At 68.2% G+C, this 16,363-nt stretch carries 13 protein-coding genes; 4 read left to right on the top strand and 9 right to left on the bottom strand.

Annotated features, from left to right (window positions below):
• Positions 1 to 141 precede the first annotated feature (141 nt).
• From BLS50_RS30035 to BLS50_RS30015, 5 genes are all read right to left on the bottom strand, one after another.
• Entirely contained in the window at positions 142 to 423 is a 282-nt protein-coding gene (locus tag BLS50_RS30035) for a DUF4148 domain-containing protein (RefSeq protein WP_074808615.1), read from the bottom strand.
• 173 nt (positions 424 to 596) lie between these two features.
• Positions 597 to 1,346 carry an amino acid ABC transporter ATP-binding protein gene (locus tag BLS50_RS30030; protein ID WP_006493844.1) on the bottom strand — a complete coding sequence of 250 codons (750 nt, stop codon included), beginning with the start codon at positions 1,344 to 1,346 and terminating at the stop codon, positions 597 to 599.
• On the bottom strand, positions 1,333 to 1,983 hold the full coding sequence (locus tag BLS50_RS30025; RefSeq protein ID WP_006481394.1) for an amino acid ABC transporter permease: 651 nt from the start codon (positions 1,981 to 1,983) through the stop codon (positions 1,333 to 1,335). Before BLS50_RS30025 ends, BLS50_RS30030 begins: the two co-directional genes overlap by 14 nt.
• Positions 1,980 to 2,666, bottom strand: a complete 687-nt coding sequence (locus BLS50_RS30020; RefSeq protein ID WP_011545692.1) for an amino acid ABC transporter permease — start codon at positions 2,664 to 2,666, stop codon at positions 1,980 to 1,982. Before BLS50_RS30020 ends, BLS50_RS30025 begins: the two co-directional genes overlap by 4 nt.
• A gap of 89 nt (positions 2,667 to 2,755) precedes the next feature.
• Positions 2,756 to 3,562, bottom strand: a complete 807-nt coding sequence (locus BLS50_RS30015) for a transporter substrate-binding domain-containing protein (protein WP_012337456.1) — start codon at positions 3,560 to 3,562, stop codon at positions 2,756 to 2,758.
• Between the two features lie 471 nt (positions 3,563 to 4,033).
• Between BLS50_RS30015 and ansP the strand changes: the two genes are divergently transcribed.
• The gene (gene ansP / locus BLS50_RS30010) at positions 4,034 to 5,524 is read left to right on the top strand and encodes an L-asparagine permease (RefSeq protein WP_074806911.1); all 1,491 of its coding nucleotides are present in this window, start codon (positions 4,034 to 4,036) and stop codon (positions 5,522 to 5,524) included.
• 71 nt (positions 5,525 to 5,595) lie between these two features.
• On the opposite strand, the gene BLS50_RS30005 is transcribed toward ansP, so the two are convergent.
• On the bottom strand, positions 5,596 to 5,910 hold the full coding sequence (locus tag BLS50_RS30005; protein WP_012337454.1) for a DUF4148 domain-containing protein: 315 nt from the start codon (positions 5,908 to 5,910) through the stop codon (positions 5,596 to 5,598).
• A 298-nt stretch (positions 5,911 to 6,208) separates the two neighbouring features.
• Between BLS50_RS30005 and BLS50_RS30000 the strand changes: the two genes are divergently transcribed.
• From BLS50_RS30000 to BLS50_RS29990, 3 genes are read left to right on the top strand one after another with little or no spacing between them, the layout of a single operon-like run.
• Positions 6,209 to 9,457 (top strand): efflux RND transporter permease subunit, encoded by a 3,249-nt coding sequence (locus BLS50_RS30000; protein ID WP_074806909.1) that lies wholly within the window; start codon positions 6,209 to 6,211, stop codon positions 9,455 to 9,457.
• A gap of 53 nt (positions 9,458 to 9,510) precedes the next feature.
• Positions 9,511 to 11,064, top strand: a complete 1,554-nt coding sequence (locus BLS50_RS29995) for an efflux RND transporter periplasmic adaptor subunit (RefSeq protein ID WP_074806906.1) — start codon at positions 9,511 to 9,513, stop codon at positions 11,062 to 11,064.
• A 31-nt stretch (positions 11,065 to 11,095) separates the two neighbouring features.
• Positions 11,096 to 12,637, top strand: coding sequence for an efflux transporter outer membrane subunit (locus BLS50_RS29990; protein ID WP_074806904.1), 1,542 nt, complete (start codon positions 11,096 to 11,098; stop codon positions 12,635 to 12,637).
• Here BLS50_RS29990 and BLS50_RS29985 read toward each other — a convergent pair.
• The 3 genes from BLS50_RS29985 to BLS50_RS29975 form a co-directional block, all read right to left on the bottom strand.
• Positions 12,615 to 14,075: a heavy metal sensor histidine kinase gene (locus tag BLS50_RS29985; protein WP_074806901.1), complete on the bottom strand. Its 1,461-nt coding sequence runs from the start codon at positions 14,073 to 14,075 to the stop codon at positions 12,615 to 12,617. The genes BLS50_RS29990 and BLS50_RS29985 overlap by 23 nt on opposite strands.
• The gene (locus BLS50_RS29980; protein WP_011545700.1) at positions 14,072 to 14,749 is read right to left on the bottom strand and encodes a heavy metal response regulator transcription factor; all 678 of its coding nucleotides are present in this window, start codon (positions 14,747 to 14,749) and stop codon (positions 14,072 to 14,074) included. The genes BLS50_RS29985 and BLS50_RS29980 overlap by 4 nt, the downstream gene beginning before the upstream one ends.
• A 285-nt stretch (positions 14,750 to 15,034) precedes the next feature.
• Positions 15,035 to 16,084, bottom strand: coding sequence for a GlxA family transcriptional regulator (locus BLS50_RS29975; protein ID WP_256334243.1), 1,050 nt, complete (start codon positions 16,082 to 16,084; stop codon positions 15,035 to 15,037).
• Positions 16,085 to 16,363: the final 279 nt, after the last annotated feature.

Here is a 16,363-nt window from a genome sequence, read left to right as displayed (position 1 = left end):
TCAGTCCGTGCAGCACGCTGGCGCGCCCGCCGTCGTCATCGGGCAGTAGCGGCTGCCCGCGCGCGAAAGCCGGGGCCGCGGCCGCCGCGAGCCACGCGGCGATCGCCAGCCCGGCCACGCATGTCGATACGGCGCCCCGCTTCATTGCGCGCTCGCGGTCGACACGGTGGCCGACGACGTCGCGGCCATTGCCGTGGGCCGGTCGCCATGCGCGATCGCATACAGCTCGCGATTGCGCGCGATCGTCTGCGTGCTCGGCGGATAGTCCCAGTTCGACGTTGGCAGCGTGCCGTCGTGCTCCGCCTGAATCAGGTCGGCGCGCACGTCGGCGCGCGTGACCGGATGGTCGGCAGATTGCGCGAATGCGACGATCGGTGCGCTCAGCGCACAGGAAAGCAATGCCGCACGAATCAGCGTGTTCATGATGTTCACCTCTCGAAGATAGCGTGTTAGCGTCCGCAGACCAGGCCGGACATCCGCTCCGCATCGATGCGATGAGGAGTGGTGTCCATTCTGCGATTCGCGCGCTGTCCGGAAGGTGAAGCTTCGATTACGGTCCTGTCATCTATCGCGGCCGGGCCGCACGGCGGCGTCGGTCAGCGCGTCACGGTTTCGGTGTTTCGCACGCTGCCCAGAAACCGCGTCAACTCCACCGTCTGCGGCCGCTCGAAGATCTCGTCGGCCGTCCCGCTCTCCCACACGCGTCCCTGGTGCATGAACACGATCCGGTCGCTCACTGCACGCGCGAAGTTCATCTCGTGCGTGACCATGATCAGCGTCATGTCCTCGCGCGCGAGTTGCTCGACCACGCCCAGCACCTCGCCGACGAGCTCCGGATCGAGCGCGGACGTGATTTCGTCGCACAGCAGCACGCTCGGCTTCATCGCGAGCGCCCGCGCGATCGCGACGCGCTGCTGCTGGCCGCCCGACAACTGTTCCGGAAACGCGTCGAACTTGTCGCCCAGGCCGACGCGCTCGAGCATCAGTTCGGCGATCGCGCGCGCCTGCTGGCGGTGCGCCTTCTTCACCACCGACTGCGCGAGCATCACGTTCTGGCCGGCGCTCAGGTGCGGAAACAGGTTGTACTGCTGGAACACCATGCCGACCTTCAGCCGCAGCGCGCGGAGGTCCGCGTGCCGCGCATCGACGCGTTCGCCGTCGACCGAAATCGTGCCCGCGTCGATGCTCTCGAGCCCGTTGAGCGTGCGCAGCAGCGTGCTCTTGCCCGAGCCGCTGCGGCCGATGATCGAGACGACCTGCCCGCGCTCGACGGAGAAATCGATGCCCTTGAGCACATGATGGGTGCCGAAGTTCTTTTCGAGACCCCGGGTTTCAACGAGCGGCATGCCATCTCCTTTGCAACGTGCGCGCATAACGGGTAAGCGGATAACAGAGCGCGAAATAGATCAGCGCGACGAGGCCATACACGACGAACGGCCGGAACGTCGCGTTCGAGATCGCGATGCCGACCTTCGTCAGCTCGGTGAAGCCGATGATCGACACCAGCGCCGTATCCTTCACGGCCTGCACGCCGAAACCGACCGTCGGCGCGATCGCGATGCGCGCGGCCTGCGGCAGGATCACGTGACGCAATTGCTCGACGTAGCTCATCGCCAGGCTGGCCGACGCCTCCCACTGCCCTTTGGGCACGGCCTCGACACAGCCGCGCCAGATCTCGGCCAGATATGCGCTGGTGAAGAACGTGAGCCCCGCCGTGGCCGCGACCCACGGCGGCACGTCGAGCCCGACGAGCGGCAGGCCGAAGAACACGATGAACAGTTGCATCAGCAACGGGGTGCCCTGGAACACTTCGATATAGAGCTTCGCGATGCCGCGCAGCACCGTCGAGCCCGACACGCGCATCACGAGCAGCCCGAGGCCGACGAGGCCGCCCGTCACGAACGACACGATCGACAGCACGATCGTCCAGCGCGCGGCCAGCAGCAGGTTCGCGAGAATCTGCCCCAATGTGAAATCGGTCATCGCGCACCTCGCACGCGGCGGGTGAACAGGCGGCGGCCCATCGCGCCGAGCGTGGCGCGCAGCAGCAGCGCCATCGCCAGATACGCGAGCGTGATCACGAAGTACGTCTCGAACGCGCGGAAGTTGCGCGACTGAATGTAGCTGGCCGCGTAGGTCAGGTCGGCCACCGAGATCTGCGACACGACGGCCGAGCCGAGCATCGTGATCACGATCTGGCTCGACAGCGCGGGAAACACCTTGGCGAGCGCCTGCGGCAGCACGACGTGGCGCAGCATCTGCGCGCGCGACATCGCCAGCGCGGACGCGGCCTCCAGATGCCCTTTCGGCACGGCGGCCACGCCCGCGCGCACGATCTCGACCGAGTACGCGCCGAGATTGAGCGTCATCGCGAGGATCGCGGCCGTGTATTCGTCGATGTGCACGCCGAGCGCCGGCAAGCCGAAGAAGATGAAGAACAGCTGGACGACGAACGGCGTATTGCGGATCGCCTCGACGTACGCGCCGATCAGCGGGCGCAAGCGCACGGCCGCGCGCGCGTCGGCGCTGTACGCGGCCGCGCCGAGCACGCCGACCGCGACGCCGAGCACGGTCGCGACCGCGGTCAGCGCGAGCGTGATCGCCGCGCCGCTCGCGAACACGCCGACGTACTCGGACAGTTCGCCGAATTGAAGCTGGTAGCTCATGGGAAGGAGATGAATTCGGGTTCGGACAACGACACGCGCCACGCCGGGCACCCCGGCCGCGGCGACGTATCAGGCGACACGGCGATGCGTCACAGTCCGGCCGGCAACGGCTGGCCGAGCCACTTGCGCGACATCTCGCCCAGCGAGCCGTCCTGCTTCGCATGCGCGATCGCATCGTCGATCTTCGCGAGCAGGCGCGGTTCATTCTTGTTGACGCCGACGAAGCACGGCGAATTCTTGATCACGAACTTGACCTCGGGGCGGCGCGGCGGATTCTTCGCGAGAATCGCCGCCGCGACGATGTTGCCGGCCGCGATCAACTGGACCTGCCCCGACAGGAATGCCTGGATCGTCGCGTTGTTGTCCTCGAAGCGCTTGATCGTCGCGTTCGGCGCGAGCTGCGACAGCGCGATCTCCTCGAGCGCGCCGCGCGTGGCGCCGACCGTCTTGCCGGTGAGGTCGGCCGGCGTGCTCACCTTCACGTCGGACGGCCCGAACACGCCCTGGAAATACGGGGCGTATGCGCTCGAGAAGTCGATGACCTTCTCGCGTTCCGGCGTCTTGCCGAGCGACGAGATCACCATGTCGACCTTGTTGGTCGTCAGGTACGGAATCCGGTTCGCGCTGTTCACGGGCACCAGCTTCAGCTTGACGCCGAGCGACTTGGCGAGGAGTCCTGCCATGTCGATGTCGTAGCCCTGCGGCTGCATGTCCGTGCCGACCGAACCGAACGGCGGATAGTCCTCGGGCACCGCGACGCGCAGCGTACCGTTTTTCGCGATGGTGTCGAGCGCATCGGCATGGGCCGGCGCGGCGGCGAACAGCGCGATCACGGGGGCGGCGAGCAGCGCAGCCAGCCAGGTGCGTCGGGGGAACGGTCGGGTCGTCGGGCTCACGGTGAATCTTCCTTGTCTGGTATGTCGTCGGGCTGCGCGCAACGATTGCGCGGCCGACACCACTCCAGCAAAAACCGGGCCATTGCCGTGAAACGCTTGCCGCACCAGCTTGAGGCGGAAATTTCGGCAACCTTACGACGAACCGAATTCCTCATTTCGGTGCATGAACCGGCACCATCGGTAACGGTTGCCCTCGCAGTGCGCGCCGGCGCACCAAATTACCTAACCGGTTCACCCGTCGCCGCGGCCGTTATGCGCAGATTCGAACACGCCCAGTCTAAATTTGCATTCCGTTTGTGGCGGGAATTACGGCTGAATACGTTCGCGACGTACCGTGCCGTTCGTCACGTCCGACGAATCGCGATCAGGAGGGACGTGCCCGATTCCGCGCGCGGGCCCTTCGGTACCGGTGGTCCCGATCGTCCCGCGATCGGGATGAATTCAATCCCATCCGTGCGCGAGGATACCGTCATGGCATCGATTCCCGAACCGTCGACAACCGGCGAAACCGACAAACGCAGCTGGCTCGAATCGCACGAAGCCGGCTATCACAAGACCCTCGGCAATCGACAGGTGCAGATGATCGCGATCGGCGGCGCCATCGGCACCGGGCTCTTTCTCGGGGCCGGCGCCCGGCTCCAGGCCGCCGGCCCGGCGCTCGCGATCGTCTATCTGGTCTGCGGCGCGTTTTCGTTCCTGATCCTGCGCGCGCTCGGCGAGCTGGTGATGCATCGCCCCAGCAGCGGCAGCTTCGTGTCGTACGCGCGCGAATTCCTCGGCGAAAAGGCGTCGTTCGTCGCCGGCTGGATGTACTTCCTGAACTGGGCGATGACCGGCATCGTCGACATCACCGCCGTCGCGCTCTACATGCATTACTGGGCGCCGTTCGCGGCCGTGCCGCAGTGGATCTTCGCGCTCGTCGCGCTGTGCATCGTCGCGACGATGAACCTGATCGGCGTGAAGTGGTTTGCCGAGATGGAGTTCTGGTTCGCGCTGATCAAGGTCGCCGCGATCGTGCTGTTTCTCGTGATCGGCACGGCGATCCTCGGCACGGGCATGCCGGTGGCCGGCCATGGCACCGGCATGCATCTGATCACCGACAACGGCGGGTTCTTCCCGCACGGGCTGATGCCGGCGCTGGTGCTGGTGCAGGGCGTGGTGTTCGCGTTCGCGGGCGTCGAACTGGTCGGCACGGCCGCCGGCGAATGCAAGGACGCGCGCAAGGTGCTGCCGCGCGCGATCAACAACGTGATCTGGCGCATCGCGATCTTCTACGTCGCATCGGTCGTGCTGCTGGTCTGCTTGCTGCCGTGGAGCGCGTACAAGGCGGGCCAGAGCCCGTTCGTCACGTTCTTCGGCGCGCTCGGCGTGCCGGGCATCGGCTCGGTGATGAACCTGGTGGTGCTCACGGCCGCGCTGTCGAGCCTCAACTCCGGCCTGTATTCGACGGGGCGCGTGTTGCGTTCGCTGTCGATGGGCGGCTCCGCCCCCGCGTTCCTCGCGCGAATGAGCGGGCAATCGGTGCCGTACGCAGGCATTCTGGTGACGGTCGCGATCTACGTGGTCGGCGTGCTGCTCAACTATCTCGTGCCGTCGAGCGTGTTCGAGATCGTGCTGAACATCGCGTCGCTCGGCATCATCAGCACCTGGGGCTTCATCGTCGTGTGCCAGATGAAGTTCCGCGCCGCGGTCAGGCGCGGCGAGGTCGAGGACGTATCGTTCAGGATGCCGGGCGCGCCCGTCACGTCGTGGCTCACGCTGCTGTTCCTGCTCGGCGTGCTGGTGCTGATGGCGTTCGACTATCCGAACGGGACGTGGACGATCGCATCGATCCCGCTGGTCGCGCTGCTGCTCGTGGCCGGCTGGAAGTGGCTGAGCCGCCGCGCGCGCCGCGCGCTGCTCAAGCCGACGATTCCGTCGATCACGCTCACGCAGAACGTGCTCGAGAAGGGCGAGAACTGACTCGCTGCGGCATGCGCGCCGCCCGTCGAACGATCCGCCGCCGGGCTGCCGACGGCGGTCGCCAACCGCGCTCAGTGATGCTCGTACAACGGCTGCGTGTCGAGCGACGCGAGCGATGCGAACGACGGCGCGGCGGTCTTGGCGGCGACGCTCGGCCGTGCGGCGGCCGATTGCGCTTGTTGCGCGACGACCTTCGCTTCCGCGGCCTGGATGTCTTCGGGATAGTACGGATCGCTGCCGACCGGACGATAACCGGCCTTTTCGACGCGGACGAGATCGGCGCGCACGTCGGCCCGTGTGACCGCATGGTCGGTGGTTTGCGCAAATGCGACGATCGGTGCGCTCAGCGCACAGGACAGCAGGACTGCACGAATCAGGTTGTTCATGATGTTCACCTCTCAAAGATGGCGTGTTCGCGTCCGCAGATCAGGCCGGACATCCGCTCCCCATCGATGCGATGAAGAGTTGGATTCATTCTGCGATTCACGCGCTTTCCTGAAGGTGAGGCTTCGATTACGGTTTTGTTATCCGGGCGCTGCCGCACGTCGAACGCGGCGCACCCGCGTACCCGCACAGATAACAGTTTCGTAATCCTCGAGTCAGGGTCGGGTCAACGCCGCGCCGGCAGACTGCACGCTCGTCGCATCGAATGCGCATCCGAGCCCTGCTTCGAGGAGCACCATCATGTGGATCGTCCGGCTGGCGTTACGCAGGCCCTACACGTTCGTCGTACTCGCGCTGCTGATCTTCATCGCGGGGCCGCTCGCGCTGCTGCGCACGCCCACCGACATCTTCCCTAGCATCGACATTCCGGTCGTCAGCATCGTCTGGTCGTACAACGGCTTCTCCGCGGAGGACATGGCCAAGCGGATCACGTCGAACTACGAACGCGCGCTCACGTCCGACGTCGACGACATCGAGCACATCGAGTCGCAGTCGCTGAACGGCGTGTCGGTCGTGAAGATCTTCTTCCACCCGGGCGCCGACATCAATCGCGCGATCGCGGAAGCCGCGAGCAACGCCGCGTCGATCCTGCGCATCCTGCCGCCCGGCACGCTGCCGCCGAACATCATCACGTACAACGCGTCGACGGTGCCGATCCTGCAACTCGGGCTGTCGAGCGACACGCTCGCCGAGCAGCAGTTGTACGACCTCGGCAACAGCTTCATCCGCACGCAGCTCGCGACCGTCCAGGGCGCGGCGGTGCCGCTGCCGTTCGGCGGCAAGATCCGCCAGATCGTCGTCGATCTCGATACGCGCGCGCTGCAGGCGAAGGGGCTCGCGCCGATCGACGTCGTCAACGCGATCAACGCACAGAACCTGATCCTGCCGGGCGGCACCGCGAAGATCGGCACGCACGAATACAACGTGCAGATGAACGGCAGCACGCAGACGGTCGCCGCGCTGAACGACCTGCCGGTGAAGACGATCGGCGGCAACGTCGTGTACGTGCGCGACGTCGCGCACGTTCGCGACGGCTACGCGCCGCAGACCAACATCGTGCGGGTGGACGGCAAGCGCGCGGCGCTGCTGACGGTCGAGAAGACCGGCAGCGCGTCGACGCTGACGATCATCGACCAGGTGAAGGCGATGCTGCCGAAGATCACGGCCGGCCTGCCGAAGGCGCTGCACATCGCACCGCTCGACGATCAGTCCGTGTTCGTGAAGGCGGCGGTCCAGGGCGTCGTGCGCGAGGCGCTGATCGCCGCGTGCCTGACCGCGCTGATGATCCTGCTGTTCCTCGGCAGCTGGCGCGCGACGCTGATCATCGCGATCACGATCCCGCTCGCGGTGCTCACGTCGCTGCTCGCGCTGTCCGCGCTCGGCCAGACCATCAACATCATGACGCTCGGCGGGCTCGCGCTCGCGGTCGGCATTCTCGTCGACGACGCGACCGTCGCGATCGAGAACATCACGCATCACCTCGAGCTCGGCGCGCCGCTCGAGGAGGCCATCCTGACCGGCTCCGGCGAAATCGCGGTGCCGACCTTCGTGTCGACGCTGTCGATCTGCATCGTGTTCGTGCCGATGTTTCTGCTGACCGGCGTCGCGCGCTATCTGTTCGTGCCGCTCGCCGAAGCCGTGATCTTCGCGATGATCGCGTCGTACTTCTTCTCGCGCACGCTGGTGCCGACGCTCGCGATGGCGCTGATGCGCGCCAAAGGCGGCGGCCGGCCGCCGCGCGGCGTATTCGCACCCCTCGTGCATTTGGCGCGCTTCCAGGCCGCATTCGAGCATCGTTTCGAGACCGTGCGGCTGCGCTATCGCGCGCTGCTGTCGGCGGCGATCGCGCGTCGCCGCCGCTTCGCGGCCGCGTTCCTGCTCGCCTGCGTCGCATCGACGGGCCTCTACGCGTTCGCCGGGCAGGACTTCTTCCCGTCGGTCGACACCGGCGAGATCCGCCTGCATCTGCGCGCGCCGACCGGCACGCGGATCGAGGAAACCGCGCGGCTGACCGACGAAGTCGAAGCGAAGATCCGCAGCGTGATTCCGGCGAACCAGCTCGCGGGCGTGCTCGACAACATCGGCGTGCCGGTGAGCGGGATCAACCTCACGTACGACTCGTCGGACCCGATCGGCACCGAGGACGCCGACGTGCTCGTCACGCTGAAACCGGATCACGCGTCGACGGCCGCGTACGTCGCGAAGCTGCGCAACGTGCTCGCGCAGGCGTTCCCCGGCGTGACGTTCGCGTTCCTGCCGGCCGACATCGTCAGCCAGATCCTCAACTTCGGGCTGCCTGCGCCGATCGACATCCAGATCGTCGGCAACAAGCTCGATCAGAACCGTGCGGTCGCGAACGCGCTGCTCGCGAAGCTGCGCGGCGTGCGCGGGCTCGTCGACGCGCGCATCCAGCAGCCCGGCGACGAACCGGCGATCAACGTGAACGTCGATCGCACGAAGGCGATCCAGGCCGGCCTCGAACAGCGCGACGTCGCGCAGAACCTGCTGATCGCGCTGTCCGGCAGCTCGCAGACGACGCCGAACTTCTGGCTCGATCCGCGCAACGGCGTCAGCTACCCGGTGCTCGTGCAGACGCCGCAATACACGGTGAACTCGCTGCAGTCGCTCGCGAACGTGCCGCTGCCCGCCGGCACCGCGCGCTCGCCGCAGACGCCGGCCGGCGGCCCGGCCGCGGGCGCGCCCGCGCAGAACCTGCTCGGCACGCTCGGCTCGTTCTCGCGCGCGACGCAGCAGGCCGTGGTGTCGCATTACAACGTGCAGCCGGTGCTCGACATCTTCGCGTCGGTGCAGGGGCGCGACCTCGGCGGCGTCACGGGCGACGTGACGAAGCTCGTCGACGCCGCGCGCGCGCAACTGCCGCCCGGCGCGTCGATCGTGCTGCGCGGCCAGGTGCAGGCGATGCACGAGTCGTTCACGGGCCTGCTCGGCGGCCTCGCGCTCGCGATCTCGCTGGTCTACCTGCTGATGGTCGTGAACTTCCAGTCGTGGCTCGATCCGCTCGTGATCGTCGGCGGCCTGCCGGCATCGCTCGCCGGCATCGCATGGATGCTGTTCGTCACGCGCACCACGCTGTCGGTGCCCGCGCTGACCGGCACGATCCTGTGCATCGGCATCGCGACCGCGAACAGCATTCTCGTCGTGAACGCGGCGCGCGAGCTGCTCGCGTGCGGCGAGCCGCCGTGGCAGGCGGCGCTCGACGCCGGCTTCGCCCGCTTCCGGCCCGTCGTGATGACCGCGCTCGCGATGCTGATCGGCATGCTGCCGATGGCGCTCGGCCTCGGCGACGGCGGCGAGCAGAACGCGCCGCTCGGCCGCGCGGTGATCGGCGGCCTCGCGTTCGGCACGGTGTCGACGCTGCTGTTCGTGCCGGTGCTGTTCGGCTTCGTCCACGCATGGCTCGCGCGGCGTCGCGACGCCGCGGCAGCGCGGCACGCGCAGCACGCACCCGATACGCCGGCGCTGCGTTGAGCGCGGACGCCCGCCCTTTCTCATCCTTCGATTCGCCCGCCCCCGGACCCATCATGAACGACTCGATCGAACCCGTCGCCCCGCCGCCCGCCGCCGAAGCGGCCACCGTGGCCGCAGCCGTGCCGCCCGCCGCGCGCGGCGCCGCCTCCGATACGCCGCCGCCCCGCCGCGGCCGCAAGCTGGCCGTGCCGCTCGCGGCCGTCGCGCTCGCCGCCGGGCTGCTCGCGCTCGGCATCGTGCCGCGGATCGATGCACGCGCCGCGCAGCGTGCGCAGGTCGCCGCGCAGCAGGCGCTGCCGGTGTCGGTCATCGTGCCCGGCGCGGCGCCGGCCGACCAGACGCTGACGCTGCCCGGCTCGGTCGCGCCGTATGCGGACGCGTCGATCTATGCGCGCACGAGCGGTTATATCGCGCACTGGAGTGCCGATCTCGGCACGCACGTGAAGGCCGGCCAGACGCTCGCGCAGATCTCGGCGCCCGATCTCGATGCGCAGTTACGCCAGGCGCGCGCCGACGAAGCGAGCGCGCAGGCGAACTACGACTATGCGAAATCCACTGCGCAGCGCTGGCAGGACATGCTGAAAACGCAGTCGGTATCGCAGCAGGACACCGATACGAAGGTCGCGGACATGAACGCGAAGCGCGCGATGCTCGCGTCCGCGCAGGCGAACGTCGCGCATCTTGCCGAACTCGTGTCGTACGAGTCCGTCACCGCGCCGTTCGACGGCGTGATCACCGCGCGCAACGTCGACGTCGGCACGCTGGTCACCGCGGGCAGCACGCCGGGCAGCCCGGGTTTGTCCGGGGAACTGTTCCATCTCGAACAGACGGACACGCTGCGCGTGTTCGTCGACGTGCCGCAGGACAGCGCGACCGGCGTATCGACCGGCACGGCCGTCTACCTGACGACGCCGCAGTATCCGGGGCGGCGGTTTGCCGCGCATGTCGCGCGCAGCGCGGGCGCGATCGATCCCGTCACGCGCACGCTGCGCGTCGAGATCGACGTCGACAACCACGACGGCGCGCTGATGCCCGGCGCGTATGCGCAGGCGCATCTCGTCTTGCCGAGTGCGGCGCCGGCGCTTGAGCTGCCGGTCAGCGCGCTGCTGTTCCGCCCGAACGGCGTGACGGTCGCCACCGTCGGCGCGAACGGGCAAACCGCGCTGAAGACCGTGCAGATCGGGCGGGATTTCGGCACGCGCGTGGAGGTCGTCGCGGGGCTCGCGGCGACCGATCGCGTGATCGACAACCCGGGGGATGCGATCACGGCCGGGGAAGCCGTGAAGATCGTGTCGACTTCGCACGATGCGGCGCCGGTTGCGGCTTCGTCGGCTTCGTCGGCTTCGTCTGCTTCGTCTGCTTCGTCTGCTTCGTCTGCTTCGTCTGCTTCGTCTGCTTCGTCTGCTTCGTCTGCTTCGTCTGCTTCGTCTGCTTCGTCTGCTTCGTCTGCTTCGTCTGCTTCGTCTGCTTCGTCCGCGCAGGCCGCGCAGGCCGCGCAGGCCGCGCAACCAGTGTTCTCGACCGGTATGCGCAACGTGCCGCCGCTGCGCGCTTCCGGCGTCGCACCTGCTGCGTCAACACCCGCTCCGGTGCCTGCCCGCGGCTGACCCATCGACGACAACCCACGAGATGCCTGCCATGCGCCTTCCTCATCCGCTCCCGTTCGCTCGCCGCATCGTCGCCCTCGGCGCCGCCGCACTGACCGCGTGCTCGACGCTGCCGCCCTATTCGCCGCCCGCCGTCGCGGTGCCCGCGCACTACGCGGGCGCACCGGCAGTACCGGCCGCGCAAGCCGGCTGGCACATCGCGATGCCCGCCGACGCCGCCGCGCGCGGCGCATGGTGGACCGTGTTCGGCGACGCCGATCTGAACGCGCTCGAAGCGCGCGTCGACGTGTCGAACCAGACGGTGAAGAAGGCCGTCGCCGATCTGCAACAGGCCCGCGCGATGGTCGACTATCAGCACGCCGGGTTCCTGCCGACGATCACCGCGGGCGTCGCGCAGAGCCGCGCGCGCGTGTCGCAGAACCGGCTCGGCTCGTCGCTCGCCGGCAAGACGACGCCCGACTACCAGGCCGGTGTAGCCGCGAGCTGGGAGCCCGACCTGTTCGGCCGCGTGCGCGACGCGGTAACGGGCGCCCAGGCGAACGCCGCCGCGAGCGCGGCCGACCTGCAGGCCGTGAAGCTGTCGGTCACGGCCGAACTCGCGACCGACTATTTCGCGCTGCGCTCGCTCGACACGCAGAAGCAACTGCTCGACGACTCGGTACGCGCGTACGCCGACGCGCTGACGCTGCTCAAGCAGCAACTCGCGGCCGGTGCGATCGACGCGTCGGCGGTCGCGCAAGCCGAGACCCAGCTCGAATCGACGCGCACGCAGGACACCGACATCGATGCATCGCGTGCGCAGTTGCAGCACGCGATCGCGACGCTCGTCGGCGAGAGCGCATCGACGTTCGCGCTGCCGCCGCGCGTGCAGGGGTTCCACGTGCCGGCCATTCCGGCCGGCGTGCCGTCGCAACTGCTGGAGCGGCGGCCCGACATCGCGGCGGCCGAGCGCCGTGTCGCGGCCGCGAACGCGCAGATCGGCGAGGCGCGGGCCGCGTTCTTTCCCGATCTGGTGCTGTCGGCGAGCGCAGGGCTCGAGAGTTCGTTCTTCGCGCCGTGGCTCGCCGCGCCGAGCCTGTTCTGGTCGCTCGGCCCGCAACTCGCCGGCACGCTGTTCGACGGCGGCCGCCGCAGCGCGTCGCTGCGCGGCGCGCATGCGCAATACGATGGCGCGGTCGCCGACTACCGGCAAACCGTGCTCGTCGCGTTCCAGCAGGTCGAGGATCAGTTGTCCGCGATCGATGCGCTCGCGTCCGAAGCAGGCAGCCAGCAACGCGCGACCGACGCGGCCGACCTGTCGCTGCGGCTGACGACGAATCGCTTCAACGCCGGCGCCGTCAGCTATCTGGACGTCGTGACCGCGCAGACGATCGCGCTGACGAACCGGCGCACGGCCGATCAGATCGACGCGCGCCGGATCGAGGCCGAAGTCGCGCTGCTGAAGGCGCTCGGCGGCGGCTGGCAGGCGAGCGCGAGCGCCGGGGCAGACGCGGAATCGAACACCGGCAAGAAGGACGCCGCGGCAACCGCGCGGCCCCAACCCGCCGCCGTCAAGCAACAGGCGGCCGGTTGAACGTGAGCACGAAGCGCGTACCGCGCGCGTCGCTTTCAACCTGCGCGGTGCCGCCGTGCAGTTCCATCACCGAGCGCACGATCGCGAGGCCGAGCCCGGCCGTGCCGCCCGGCGCACCGCCGCTGCGCGCGGGATCGCCGCGCACGAACCGGTCGAAGATCCGCGGCAGCAGCGCGGGATCGATCGGCTCCCCCGGATTCTCGACGACGACGCGTACCGCATCCGGCGTTTCATCGACGGCGAGCGTGATGACACCGCCGGCCGGCGTGTAACGCAGCGCGTTCGCGAGCAGGTTGCCGACCGCGCGGCGAAACAGCTCGACGTCGGCGGTCAGCTGCCCGTGCCCGTCGACGCGCAACGTCGAGCCCGCTTCGTCGGCGAGCCCTTCGAAATACTCCGCGATGCGCTCGAGTTCTTCGCGCACGTCGAATTCGCGCTGCCGCGTGACGAAGCTCGGATGCTCGGCGCGCGCGAGAAACAGCACGTTCTCGATCATCCGCGCGAGACGGTCGTATTCCTCGAGATTCGATTCGAGCAGCGTCTGGTACTCGTCGACCGAACGCGGCCGCGCGAGCGCGACTTCGGTGGCGCCGCGCATGTTGTTCAGCGGCGTGCGCAAGTCGTGCGCGAGATCGGCGCTGAACTGCGACAGATGCGCGAACGCCTGCTGCAGGCGGCCGAGCATCGCGTTCTGCGCATCGACGAGCGTGCGCAGCTCGGGCGGCGCACGCGACGCGTCGAGCCGCGTGTCGAGCTTGTCGACCGTGATCCGGCCGGTGTCGTCGACGATCTCGCGCAGCGGCGCGAGCGCCTTGCGGATCAGCCAGTAGCCGAGCAGCAGCGCGAACAGCGCGCCGAGCCCGCCGGCGAGCTTGAGCCGGTCGCGGTAGCCGTCGAGCAGATCGGCGCGGTCGCGCATGTTGCGCGCGATCGCGATGCGGATCGGCGTGCGGTCGCCGAGCGCGGCCTCGATCACGACGCCGCGCATTGGCGTGCCGCCGTCGGCCGTCCACGTGACGAGCCGGTCGGCCGTGATCCGGTCGTTTGCGGGAACCGGCACCGCGTGCGGCGCGAACAGTTGCGCGTCGGCCAGCGGCGTCGACGCGGCCGCCGGCGCATCGTCGAGCGCGGCGAGCCGGACGTTGTGGCGCGCAAGCACGTCGCCCCCCGCATCGACGACGGCCATCGACAGCGCCTCGTTGCCCAGCACCTGGCTCGTCAGCCGCTCCGCGTGCGCACGCACCGCATCGAGCGACTCGAGCTCGCCCGCGAGCCGCCGCGTGTGGCGCGCGGCCAGCACGATGTCGAGATCGTCCTGCGTGTTCACCTGCCGCTCGAGCCCCGCATACACATACGCGCCGACGAGCGCGAACGCGGCCAGCGTGGTCGCGGCGAGCGCGAGCGCGAGCGTCGCGGCCAGCGAGCGCGGGCGCGTCATGCGTCATCCTTCGGTTCGAGCACGTAGCCGACGCCGCGCACGGTATGGATCAGCTTGACCGGAAACGCGTCGTCGATCTTCGCGCGCAGGCGCCGGATCGCGACCTCGACGACGTTGGTGTCGCTGTCGAAATTCATGTCCCATACGTACGACGCGATCTGCGTGCGGCTCAGCACCTCGCCCTGCCGGCGCGCGAGCAGTTGCAGCAGCGAGAATTCGCGCGGCGTCAGGTCGATCCGCGTGGCGCCGCGCTTCACGCGGCGGCGCACCACGTCGATTTCCAGATCGCCGACCGCCAGATGTTCGGTCTCGCGCGGCGGCCCGCGACGCGCGAGCGTGCGGATGCGGGCGAGCAGCTCGACGAACGCGAACGGCTTCACGAGGTAGTCGTCGGCACCGAGTTCGAGGCCGTGCACGCGGTCCTGCACGTCGTCGCGCGCGGTCAGGAACAGCACCGGCGTCGTGTGCGTGTCGCGCAGCCGCTTGAGCACGGCCCAGCCGTCGAGCACGGGCAGCATCACGTCGAGCACGATCACGTCGTAACGCTCTTCCTGCGCGAGCGTCAGCCCTTCGCCGCCGTCCTTCGCGAGATCGACGCTGAAACCCGATTCCTCGAGCCCCTTCTTCAGATACGCGCCCGTCTTCGGTTCGTCTTCGACTATCAGGATGCGCATGGCCGGCTCCGTCGCATTCGTGGGGACATCCGGCGATGTTACCCGGAAACGGCGACACGGCTTCGCTCCGTGCAGGCGCGAACGGCGTAGATGACAAAACGGTAATCAGACGGTCAACTTCGCGTGCGGATGCTGACCGAACTGCTGGTCGAATGCCTGGGACAGGATGCAAGCAGAGCGGGAACCACCGCGGCCTGCGCGGTACATCGGCACTGGTCGATTCGCCCAATGCGGCCAGGTCCGCCGACTCACGCAGTGCCGCTCGCTTGCGTCGACGCGCCCATATCAATCGTGGCCAGCCTCGCGGTCACGATCGATGGTCGAACGGGTGTTCCGCCTGCTTGACCAGCGCCTGTAATCCGCTGGCGTCATGCCGATAAGCTGGCCGAACGCGCGCCGAAACGAAGTCTCGTCTCCATAACCGCATTGCAACGCGACCTGCTTGATACTCGCCCCCGGTGTTTCCAGCAGCACACAAGCCATTTCGATTCTGACGCGCGTAATGAACCCTTTCGGCGATTCGCTGGTCAAGCCCTTCAGTCGACGATGCAGGGTCCGTTCGCTGAGACCCAGTGCGCCGGCCAGCGCTTCCGCGGTCAAGCCGGGGCTGGCATGGCGGACGATCTGCTCGGCTTGAAGCAGGAGCGGATCGGTAGCATTCACGTATCCCCGAGGGGCGTATACCAGCTGCGGCAGCGGCGTCGTGTCGGCCACCGAAATATCGGCGGCCAGGCGAGCGACGTCGGCCCCTGCTTCCCGCCTGATGACGTGCAACGCCAGATCGACCCACGACAAGGGCCCGCCGGTCGTGACGATGCGATCCTGTTCTTCCACGGCGGTGCCCCACACCGGGCGCGCTTTGGGAAACCTCTGCCTGAACGCATGGTGCAACCACCAGGTCGTCGTGCATCGCCTGCCGTTCAACAGGCCGGCCTCGCCCAACACGAAGGTCCCCGCACAGGCCGCGCCCACCAGCGCGCCGTCACGATGACGCGCTCGCAGCCACGCGGCTGCCTGCGTGGTCGAGGCGGACACGGGCGGTAGCCGGTCGGGGCCGAGCGCCATGCCGGTAACGAGCGCGACATCGCATTGCGTCAGTTCATCGAACGTGGTGTCGACCGGAATCAGACGGCCCTGTGGGTCCCGCAACGCCCGCCCGTCGGCGCTCGCGATGACGGTCTCGAAGCCGGACACGACCGGCTGCCCGTGAGCGCCCCCGCCGGGCGGTGCCCGCAATGCCTGGGCGGTCATCCAGAACAGGTCGGCAAGACCCGTAATGGGAGACAGCAGGCTCCCTTCGACTGCAACGATTCCTATCCGCACGCGGTACTCCATCAATTCGGCCGGGTTGGCGAATTTTGCACGAACAGCAGTTTGCCTGCCAACTGAAGCGTGCCGAGCCGGCCCCTCCCGGGCGACGACCGCCCTCGAATCCTCGATGAGCCAACTGGCTGCGCCACTTTGCGTCACAAACGAGGCCGGAGCGAAATTGCGAGAACACGTTTCGCCCCGGAAGATATTTGCGGGCGTGGAGAAGCAGTTTGCGGCCCGATGGATCGAAGCGCAGCTGATTCGGCGCGAACCGACTGGATGCATGCCTCGGCGCGGACGGCG

It is taken from the genome of Burkholderia orbicola (assembly GCF_900100915.1).
Lineage (GTDB): Bacteria > Pseudomonadota > Gammaproteobacteria > Burkholderiales > Burkholderiaceae > Burkholderia > Burkholderia orbicola.
The sequence above is the reverse complement of the archived record's forward strand: the minus strand, read 5'-3'. Positions and strand labels throughout refer to the sequence as shown.

Excerpts from the sequence above, each read along its gene's own strand:
- BLS50_RS30035 (WP_074808615.1), bottom strand. The coding sequence starts at position 423 with ATGAACACGCTGATTCGTGCGGCATTGCTTTCCTGTGCGCTGAGCGCA.
- BLS50_RS30030 (WP_006493844.1), bottom strand. The coding sequence starts at position 1,346 with ATGCCGCTCGTTGAAACCCGGGGTCTCGAAAAGAACTTCGGCACCCAT.
- BLS50_RS30025 (WP_006481394.1), bottom strand. The coding sequence starts at position 1,983 with ATGACCGATTTCACATTGGGGCAGATTCTCGCGAACCTGCTGCTGGCC.
- BLS50_RS30020 (WP_011545692.1), bottom strand. The coding sequence starts at position 2,666 with ATGAGCTACCAGCTTCAATTCGGCGAACTGTCCGAGTACGTCGGCGTG.
- ansP (WP_074806911.1), top strand. The coding sequence starts at position 4,034 with ATGGCATCGATTCCCGAACCGTCGACAACCGGCGAAACCGACAAACGC.
- BLS50_RS30005 (WP_012337454.1), bottom strand. The coding sequence starts at position 5,910 with ATGAACAACCTGATTCGTGCAGTCCTGCTGTCCTGTGCGCTGAGCGCA.
- BLS50_RS30000 (WP_074806909.1), top strand. The coding sequence starts at position 6,209 with ATGTGGATCGTCCGGCTGGCGTTACGCAGGCCCTACACGTTCGTCGTA.
- BLS50_RS29995 (WP_074806906.1), top strand. The coding sequence starts at position 9,511 with ATGAACGACTCGATCGAACCCGTCGCCCCGCCGCCCGCCGCCGAAGCG.
- BLS50_RS29990 (WP_074806904.1), top strand. The coding sequence starts at position 11,096 with ATGCGCCTTCCTCATCCGCTCCCGTTCGCTCGCCGCATCGTCGCCCTC.
- BLS50_RS29985 (WP_074806901.1), bottom strand. The coding sequence starts at position 14,075 with ATGACGCGCCCGCGCTCGCTGGCCGCGACGCTCGCGCTCGCGCTCGCC.
- BLS50_RS29980 (WP_011545700.1), bottom strand. The coding sequence starts at position 14,749 with ATGCGCATCCTGATAGTCGAAGACGAACCGAAGACGGGCGCGTATCTG.
- BLS50_RS29975 (WP_256334243.1), bottom strand. The coding sequence starts at position 16,084 with ATGGAGTACCGCGTGCGGATAGGAATCGTTGCAGTCGAAGGGAGCCTG.